This window comes from Actinoallomurus acaciae (assembly GCF_042429965.1).
Classification (GTDB): domain Bacteria; phylum Actinomycetota; class Actinomycetes; order Streptosporangiales; family Streptosporangiaceae; genus Actinoallomurus; species Actinoallomurus acaciae.
This window is the reverse complement of record NZ_JBHLZP010001113.1, coordinates 1-1,053: the sequence shown is the minus strand read 5'-3', so window position 1 is coordinate 1,053 and position 1,053 is coordinate 1. Positions and strand designations below refer to the sequence as shown.

Annotated in this window: 1 protein-coding gene; it reads left to right on the top strand. The window is 74.6% G+C overall.

Going from position 1 to position 1,053, the window contains the following annotated elements:
* Positions 1 to 876 (top strand): leucyl aminopeptidase family protein (locus ACFFNX_RS50950; RefSeq protein WP_378213716.1); only part of this gene is annotated, 876 nt, incomplete at its 5' end.
* Positions 877 to 1,053: the final 177 nt, after the last annotated feature.

Genomic DNA, 1,053 nt, shown 5'->3' with positions numbered 1-1,053 from the left:
GCGGACGCCGCGCTGACGGTCCGCGTCCGCGACGAGGCGGCGCTCGCCGCCCAGGGCTTCGGCGGTCTCATCGCCGTCGGCGCGGGCTCGGCCCGCCCGCCGCGTCTGATCGAGCTGGCCTACGAGCCGGAGGGCGCCGCCGACGCACGGCACATCGTGCTCGTCGGCAAGGGCATCACCTTCGACTCGGGCGGTCTCTCCCTCAAGTCGAACGAGGGCATGAAGACCATGAAGACCGACATGGCCGGCGGTGCCGTCGTGATCGCCGTGATGAGCGCGCTGCGCGGGCTCGGCGTGCCGGTCAAGGTCACCGGGCTGGTCGCGGCGGCCGAGAACATGCCGTCCGGCTCGGCGATGCGTCCCGGTGACGTCATCCGCCACTACGGCGGCACGACCTCGGAGGTGCTCAACACCGACGCCGAGGGCCGCCTGGTCCTGGCCGACGCGCTCGCGTACGCCGACGCGGAGCTCGACCCCGCGGCCGTGGTCGACATCGCGACCCTGACCGGCGCCGCCAAGGTCGCGCTCGGCCTGCGGCACGCCGCGCTGTACTCCACCGACGAGACCCTGGCCGGCGACCTGCTGGAGGCGAGCGAGGGCAGCGGAGAGTCCCTGTGGCGGATGCCGCTGGTCGATGAGTATCGCCCGGCGATCGACTCCCACGTCGCCGACGTGGCGAACATCGGCCGCGGCGGCTTCAGCGCGGGCTCCATCATCGCGGGCCTGTTCCTGCGGGAGTTCGCCGGCGACCGCCCGTGGGCCCACCTGGACGTGGCCGGCCCCGCCCGCGCCACCGCCGACAACGCGGAGATCACCAAGGGTGCCACCGGCTACGGCGTCCGTCTGCTGCTGCGCTGGCTGACCTCGGCGAACTGACCGGGGCCGGCGCTCAGCGCGTGCGGGCGTCGACGGCCGGCAGGCCGCGGCGGCGTACCTCGGCCAGGATCCGCTCGGCGCCGGTGTCCCAGCCGGGCTGGATCCGGGTCGCCCAGCGTGCGGACGCCACGCCGGGCACGTCGTTCAGGCCCAGTGCCAGGATCTCGGCGCTCGGGG